This is a genomic window from Ruegeria sp. YTSB088, assembly GCF_059609825.1.
Genome location: NZ_JBXWMM010000007.1, coordinates 279,833 through 287,465 on the forward strand (window position 1 = coordinate 279,833; position 7,633 = coordinate 287,465).

At 52.4% G+C, this 7,633-nt stretch carries 5 protein-coding genes and 1 pseudogene; all 6 read right to left on the minus strand.

Translation table 11 applies throughout. The annotated features are described in order from the left end of the window. Window positions 1-3 precede the first annotated feature (3 nt). Window positions 4-174: pseudogene (locus AC2FFA_RS13755) on the minus strand (IS5/IS1182 family transposase); the annotation flags it as partial. Between the two features lie 426 nt (window positions 175-600). Continuing rightward, window positions 601-1,350, minus strand: a complete 750-nt coding sequence (locus AC2FFA_RS13760; protein WP_496852026.1) for a proteasome-type protease — start codon at window positions 1,348-1,350, stop codon at window positions 601-603. An 11-nt stretch (window positions 1,351-1,361) separates the two neighbouring features. Further along, on the minus strand, window positions 1,362-2,159 hold the full coding sequence (locus AC2FFA_RS13765) for a transglutaminase family protein (protein WP_496852027.1): 798 nt from the start codon (window positions 2,157-2,159) through the stop codon (window positions 1,362-1,364). A gap of 3 nt (window positions 2,160-2,162) precedes the next feature. Next, window positions 2,163-3,104 carry an alpha-E domain-containing protein gene (locus AC2FFA_RS13770; RefSeq protein ID WP_496852028.1) on the minus strand — a complete coding sequence of 314 codons (942 nt, stop codon included), beginning with the start codon at window positions 3,102-3,104 and terminating at the stop codon, window positions 2,163-2,165. Between the two features lie 2 nt (window positions 3,105-3,106). Next, the gene (locus AC2FFA_RS13775) at window positions 3,107-4,525 is read right to left on the minus strand and encodes a circularly permuted type 2 ATP-grasp protein (RefSeq protein WP_496852029.1); all 1,419 of its coding nucleotides are present in this window, start codon (window positions 4,523-4,525) and stop codon (window positions 3,107-3,109) included. 534 nt (window positions 4,526-5,059) lie between these two features. Beyond that, window positions 5,060-7,033 (minus strand): DUF3604 domain-containing protein, encoded by a 1,974-nt coding sequence (locus tag AC2FFA_RS13780; protein WP_496852030.1) that lies wholly within the window; start codon window positions 7,031-7,033, stop codon window positions 5,060-5,062. Window positions 7,034-7,633: the final 600 nt, after the last annotated feature.

The following is a 7,633-nucleotide window of genomic DNA, read 5'->3' on the forward strand; positions in this document are numbered from 1 at the left end:
GATTCATAACCAGCAGATGACAGTTGCTGAGACGCAGACCTTGGGACAAGGCTCGTGGCGTGCCGCCACGCGCCTCCAATCCCTGAGCCTGCCAAACATAATCTCGATGCGATTTCGCCGCTTATATCTGCGCTTGTCGTACTTGAACGGCGTCTTGCGTTGTTTTCGACCGGGATGCAGGTCCGTAGCTGACGGCGCTGACAGCACTGACGGTAAGGGTATGTATGATTTTTCTTGGAGAGAGAATCGGCTCAAGAGAAACGTCGAATTTGGTGCGCGTAAGATGCTGTTCTTTGCTCCGTGGCGCAGCACCGTTACAGCACCGGATGCGGATGCCCCAAGCGCCAAGAGCGCCCCTTTGAGCGCTAAGTGCTTGATATTTTACTGGTGATTTTGGGTGCGGGAGCAGGATTTGGCCTTTGCCGAACGTCTGTGGAACTAAGAATCTAGTAGGCCAATTTTACGCATGCCCTAGCTGCTTAAATTAATGACCGCGTTGGGACGGATGGCAGACCCAGAGTTGAAAAGCGCTGAAGATGTCTTGAGGATTTTCCCGCAATTGGCCCGCTTGTGCCGGAGGGCTGCGGACATAGCGGACTCTCAATCGTTTGATTTTCGCCCCGATCTGTATTCTGGAAGTTTGGCCAAGGCCGATTTCAGCGCGTCACCCCATCCATCGGAAACAATGCGAAAATACTGGTCGTCGGATTCGAATCTTGACCGCGTACCGCCGTCAAGGCTGTCTTCATCGTATAGAAGCAGGTCAAGCGGAGCCCCGACAGACAGATTGGCCTTAATCGTGGAGTCAAAACTGACAAGCAAGAGTTTTACGGTTTCTGAAAAACTCATTTCCGGATCATAGGCTCGCACCAAAATAGGGCGACCGTATTTCGTCTCACCAATCTGAAAGAACGGGGTGTCGGCGCCGGCCTCGATAAAGTTACCTTCGGGGTAGATCAGAAACAGGCGTGACGGGCCACCTTTGATTTGGCCGCCTAGAATGAGTGTCGCATGAAAAGCGCTGTCGGCTTGCTGACCAGTCCGGGCGTGCTCTTCAATGACATCGTTTAATGTTGCCGCGACCAGTTGCGCTACTTGAAACATTGTCGGTGCCTCTAAGATCGATGGTGAACGATCTGCAGGCGCTTTTGTTCGTTCTTCCAGAAGGCTTATCGTGGCCTGAGTAGTGCCCAGGTTTCCGGCCGTTAGGATTGTGATCGACCGGTCACCTTCGACTGTCCAGTTGAACATCTTGTTGAAGGTCGAAACATTGTCCACGCCTGCATTCGTGCGCGTATCGGACATGAATACCAGTCCGCGATTCAGCCGCATGCCCACAGCATAGGTCATCAAATTCTCCGTCACTGCTGTGCGACTTGCAACTGCACTGTCAATTGCTCGCCCGCTGCCCCAATTCTATTCCCTATTACCGGTGCGGCTTGGGCATAGTCCAGCCCGGTTGCGACGCGTACGTATCGATCGTCAGGTGAGATCCCATTTGAAACGTCAAACCCCACCCAGCCAAGCCCGTCCAAATGCACTTCGACCCAGGCATGGGTCGCATCCTGAAGTTCCGTTTCGTTCATCATTAAGTAACCCGATACATAGCGTGCTGGCACTCCAATCTGTCGTGCGCATGTGATGAAGATATGCGCATGGTCCTGACACACACCGCGCCCAGCTTTGAGTGCATCTTCAGCGCTCCAGCCCGGGTTCGAACTTCCAATTTCGTACGCGACCTGAGCTCGAATTGTTTCGGACAGAGCATGTATCTGTTCCAGCGGTTCACCTTTGGGCAACGCGCTTATCAGTTCGGCAACCCCTTTCCCCGGCGTTGTCTGCGGGGTGCTCCTTTTGAATAGCCACAAAGGCGTCGACCCTTCGTGGTGCCCCAAGACGCCATGGGTGTCTTCCACCTCGACAACGCCCTCAGAGATCAACGAGATACTTTGGGTGTTCGCGTCGAAACTGATCAACTCCACGGTGTTGCGGTGATAGTCTTCAAATGTCAGTTCTTTGCGCCCGCCGGTGATTTGGGTGCTCCAACTTACAATGTTCTGATTGCGGAATGACTTTGGTGTCTTCCTCAGTTGCTGCAGCCCGAAGGGAACTGGCGCGTCGTAATCGTATCGTGTCTCATGTCGAATGTGCAGTTTCATTGGCTACTCGTAAAACCGATAATCGATTTCTATCTGACGGCTTAAGTTGCCGAGATCTGTCAGAAAATCCTGAATGTACTCATGCAGTCCGAACTCGAAAATATCGGAGATTATCTGATCTAGGTATTTCTCGTAGATAACTTTAGACGCCTCGCACGAAGGCCCGGCAAAGCCATAGTCTTTCTGCAGGTATGACAGGTTCTCCTGAATTTTTCTGCAGCAAAAGTGCAGGCTGCGAGGCATGCGCTGATCCAAGATCAGAAACTGGGCAATATCAGACGGCCGCGTTTTTTCTCCATGGGTCATTCGATACCCGCCACCCGCACCAACAGAGCGGAGGATGCTTTCCCATTGTATATTGTCCAGTGATGAGCCAACTGAAAAGGCCGTGGGCAAAAGAACATAGTACTTAACGTCGAGAATGCGCCCGGTATTGTCGGCCCGCTCGAGAAACGTACCAATACGGGTGAAATCGAAAATGTCATTGCGCAGCATGGTTCCCAATGTGGCACCACGAACCAAAGCCGCCTGTTGGCGAATAAGTTCCAGCGTTGCAGGCAAATCACGCTCATTCACACGGCGCTTCATGATCTCATCGATCTGCATCCAAGTGGAGTTTACTGCACTCCAGACGTCATGGGTCAACGCGGTTCGAACAAGGCGTGCGTTGTCTCGTGCCTGTTTGATGACTGACTTGATCGAGGATGGATTATCAGCATCGCGCAGCACCCAATCCACCGCGTTGTCTTTTGAAACATCATCGTATTTGGCGTAGTACGCATCCAGAACACCGGCCGTTTTCAGAACAGAGGCCCATTCCTCAGCGGAGTTCTTAGTACGGGTCAACGCCATCCGCTGACCTGTTTCCAGCAGCCTGGCCGTGTTTTCCGCTCGCTCTAGGTACCGGGACATCCAAAACAACCCACCTGCAGTTTTTCCCAGCATGGTCAGTCCTCCAGAACCCAGGTGTCTTTGGTCCCGCCACCCTGACTTGAGTTAACGACTAGAGATCCCTTCCTAAGCGCCACGCGGGTCAAACCGCCAGGTGTGATCTTGATCCCCTCGGGGGACACCAAAACGAACGGCCTTAGGTCAACATGTCTGGGCGCAAGTCCCGAGCGCGCAAAGATCGGAACCGTCGAAAGCGACAGCGTCGGCTGAGCAATGTAGTTCCCGGGCCGCGATTTGAGCTTGTCGCGGAACGCCGAAATCTCTTTCTTGCTGGCGGTCGGTCCGATCAACATTCCGTAGCCGCCAGACCCGTGTACTTCTTTCACAACAAGCTCGGACAGGTTGTCCAGCACGTAGGAGAGAGACTCAGGATCACTGCAGCGCCAGGTCGGGACGTTTTGCAGCAAGGGCTTCTCACCCGTGTAGAATTCAACGATTTCAGGCATGTAGGAATAAATCGCCTTATCGTCAGCAATACCGGTCCCCGGTGCGTTTGCGATCGTGATACCTCCTGCACGGTAAACGTCCAGGATACCTGGTACGCCCAAAGCGCTATCGGGATTGAAATTCAGGGGGTCCAAAAAGTCGTCATCTACCCGGCGGTAAAGTACGTCAATGGGCTTATAGCCTCTGGTGGTACGCATGCAGACCCGCCCATCGACAACGCGTAGGTCATGGCCTTCGACCAATTCCACGGCCATCTGATCAGCAAGGAACGCATGTTCGTAGTAGGCTGAATTATAGATGCCGGGGGTTAACACCGCGACAGTAGGTTCTCCGTCTGCGAAAGCCGGTGCGCAGGCAGCAAGAGACCGCCTCAGATTACGGGGGTAGTCTGAAACATTCCGAACATTGGTTGCGCTAAAAAGCTCGGGGAACATCTTTAGCATCGTTTCCCGGTTCTCCAACATATAGCTGACCCCGGATGGCGTACGAGCATTGTCTTCCAGAACGAAAAACTCGTCTGGTCCGGTTCGCACCAGATCGACGCCGACAATGTGTGTATAGACCTGACCGGGCGGTGAGACACCAAGCATCTGCGGCAGGAAGGCCTCGTTTCCGGCAATCATCTCTGCTGGCACACGCCCGGCCCGGACAATTTCTTGACGGTGGTAAATGTCATGTAGGAATGCGTTGATTGCCCGCACCCTCTGTTCGATACCGCGTTCCAGCCGCTGCCACTCTCGTGCCGAAATGACACGCGGCACGATATCAAACGGTATCAGTCGCTCCTCGGCCTCGGCTTTGCCGTAAACATTAAAGGTAATGCCGGTCAGCCTAAAAACCTCTTCGGCTTCGCGCTGTTTGGCCCTCAGTCGTGATGCGTCTTCAGCATTGAACCAACGGCCGATCTCTTCGTATGGACCTTTGAGTGATCCATCGCCCTTGAACATTTCATCATAATACTCACTCATGCTTTAAGTTTCACGCATAAATCAGAATTTTCAAGTCATTCAGGCTTGGTTGGATGCAGCCTCGGAAAGTAGCGTCTAATTTTCAGGCTAAATGGATAATGTGATGATCTTAACAAGATGGCGTTATTCGTGTTTCCAGTTGAAGTCACATTCATAGTTTTGCGCTCAACAGCATCTTGTTTTGTGCTGAATCTGAACGTCCGGATTGGGCTCGAAACAGACGTTCGCTGCACTCGGTGTGGACGACCGCTATGCGGACGAAGCCGCCTTTTGCTCATGCGGCGAGTTTGGTGGTCGCGAGCCCACCAAAAGTTGGAACGAGTAGCGGCACTACAGCGCGATTTCTCGAAAGCGGACGTTCAAATCACTCAAATCGGCCGAAATCCAATCCGGACATTCTCTGCGTCTCTGTGCAACGTCTCGCATGCGGGACAAAGCAGCCATTGGAATTCAGCTCTTAAAACGCATCTATCGGATCGCGCAGACATTTGATTAAACAGCAACCAGCTGCGCATTGGAGAAGGTTCGCTGCGTTTATTGACCGCTCGGAGTATACCAAATCGGTGAGGAATAAGCCCGTTCGGTTGTAACCATAGGCACGTCGTTTGTCATCTGAACTTCAAAGCGTTTTGCTTCATACGCGGTCCATCGTGGAGTTGGTATTTCTAACACCCTAACATAGTAAAAAGCTCTTCGGTTTGGGTCAAAATCAGGGTCTTGCCAGAAGCCAAGCAACTCAGGCGATCCAATGGTATTGGTCCAAGTTGCATTTGCTACGTCTACTGTGTTGCCAACTAACGGCAGCTTACCGTCAGCGCCAAGTTGCCGGTCGTCGCTCCAGGCCACATCGTAGACCTTTTCGCCACGCGTCCCGTCATCATTTAACCAGCCTTTCACAATCTGCACACGATCAAGGTTGCCGCTGAAAGGATCTTTCAGCGCAGCAACGAGGAAGTTTGGCACGCCGTTGTCTGAACGCTTGGGCAAATCGGCGCCCATTGGTACACCTTTCGCATAACCGATATCAGCGGGAAGGCGCGAGTTTGCGTCTTCTTCCTCGAAGTTCCATCCACCGAAAAAGCGCAACATTATTCGCGATCCGGTGGTTCCGTATACTTCACGTCTTTCCAAGGCGTCAAAAATCGCCTCACGCGTATTTTCGGTTGCCCAGACAGCGGCATATCCACCCGAAGCTTGTTGCCACCCATAAATAGTAAACTCCGGGTTTGGGGCTTCGATGACCACGTACTCCCACCTATTTGGCTCTGGCTCTACACCAGAGTGTTTGCCAAAAAAGTTCTCTTCTTCGACCGCAGCCATACCGGTATGCGCGTCGGTGGAGCCAATTTGGCCAACCTTGTAGGGGTTAATACCAATTGCATCTTCCAACATTAGACCGGTTTTATAGGCCTCACGGGAGTATTCATACTGCAACATATCTAGTGTCTTGGCTTGCGTACCGTTGAGATTTGACGCATCCCACGTGTCGAAATCCGCGAACTCGTCGTCGGGAGATAGAAATGGGTGGGCCTCGCTGTCGCCTTTGATTTGTGTAGTCTCAATGACCGGTTCAAACCGTGCACGTAAGGTGGCCATTTCCGCTGTGAGAGGCGTTCCATCAAAGTTTGAAACGCTAAACAAGCGGCCGTTGCTGAGGTTGCCGTTATGTGGAATGGCGAGCACATCACCGCCGGTGCGATTTTCGTACTCAGCCAAATGCGCCCATAAGTCCTCAGGATTCTGACTGTCAAACTGGGAGTAAGGGACAACAGCGTTTGCCATGTCGGCACCATCGCGGAATATCACGTTGCGATGAATGTTATCGCCTCCCTGTGAGGTCCACTCATATCCAATGAGAGCCGAAAAAACGCCCGGTTCATTGTAGCGCTCCGCCAATGCTGTGTACTTTCTCCAAGCGTTTTTTGCGGCCTTGGTGCCTTCGAAAGGTGGAGTCGGTTGAGAAAGAGACGCAACGATCTCCATAGCCGTTGCGAAGATCCGATCAGGGTCATTTGTGACCAATTCATCATACCATGCCTTGGCTTGTGGTTGTGATAGCAAGTCCGGGTCACCAGAGAGAAGCTGAGGCATCAGCCCATACATCTCAGCGTGATCCGCTATTACCAGCCAATCCAGCGGGCGTCCTAGCTTTGCTTTAAGTCCATGAGTTGTAGTGACCTCTTCACCGCGCGCAAACCTGAACGCCTCCTCTTGGCTCATACGGGTCATTGTTCCAGCGTCCACCGAAACTTCCGTGTGCAAGTGCGTGTCACCCCACAATACCCGAGTCGGGAAATTCCGTCCTGCATAAGGTGAAAAGTGGTCGGTTTCGAAATTGGCCGTCACATCTTCTTTTGCGGGAAGCACATCTTGCACCTGAGCAGTTGAGCTGTGACCAATTCCAGTTGCAAAGGTCAGTACTGCGAACGCACCTATTCGCCGCGTCCAAGGTTTTTTTGAAATCGGTATAGATCGTCCTCCGCGTTGCAATTCGTTTTGGATTTGCATTCGCCACACCGGACCAAAAGCTGACAACGCAAACACCAACGTTTCTTATGTGAGGATGATGGATCAGCGGCTACGTTGCAAGCACGCTGGGTCTGTTTTAGACCAGCGGTGCGGTCATAAAGAGGATTGTGAGACCGTGAATATCGTTGGCTAGCTCCTCTAATGTCGACTGAAAGCCGCGAGATGTTTCCGGACCGGGCGGGGTCCGTTCAACTAAAAACTGAAATCTAGATTAACTCTGGCGATCATTGCGAAGAAATCGTCTGCTTTGGGCTCGGTGCGGTCATTCGGTGTATTGGGTTCAATGTCTGCTCTAGCGGCAAAGCGACCGGTCACTCGGCAGGCGCATGTATCCACTACAGTGCGGTGTGCAGTCTGCTACCGAAATAGCGTTAAAACCGCTTTGGACGATCAAGCATTAGCTGGAGCACAAGCTGTTCTCTTCCTGTTCTATTGTTTATGTGCAACTTTTGGAGGGGTCGACTTGCTTCAACCGGCAAGCTTCCTCAGCAATCGGTACTGCCTTGAAGCGCAGATCGCCGATCTTGAGGCGAAGCTCTCAGAACCTACGCCCTCACCGGTGCGACTGCACCCAAATCT

Coding starts and splice junctions, on each gene's coding strand:
- AC2FFA_RS13765 (WP_496852027.1), bottom strand. CDS start 2,159: ATGAAACTGCACATTCGACATGAGACACGATACGATTACGACGCGCCA.
- AC2FFA_RS13780 (WP_496852030.1), bottom strand. CDS start 7,033: ATGCAAATCCAAAACGAATTGCAACGCGGAGGACGATCTATACCGATT.
- AC2FFA_RS13770 (WP_496852028.1), bottom strand. CDS start 3,104: ATGCTGGGAAAAACTGCAGGTGGGTTGTTTTGGATGTCCCGGTACCTA.
- AC2FFA_RS13775 (WP_496852029.1), bottom strand. CDS start 4,525: ATGAGTGAGTATTATGATGAAATGTTCAAGGGCGATGGATCACTCAAA.
- AC2FFA_RS13760 (WP_496852026.1), bottom strand. CDS start 1,350: ATGACCTATGCTGTGGGCATGCGGCTGAATCGCGGACTGGTATTCATG.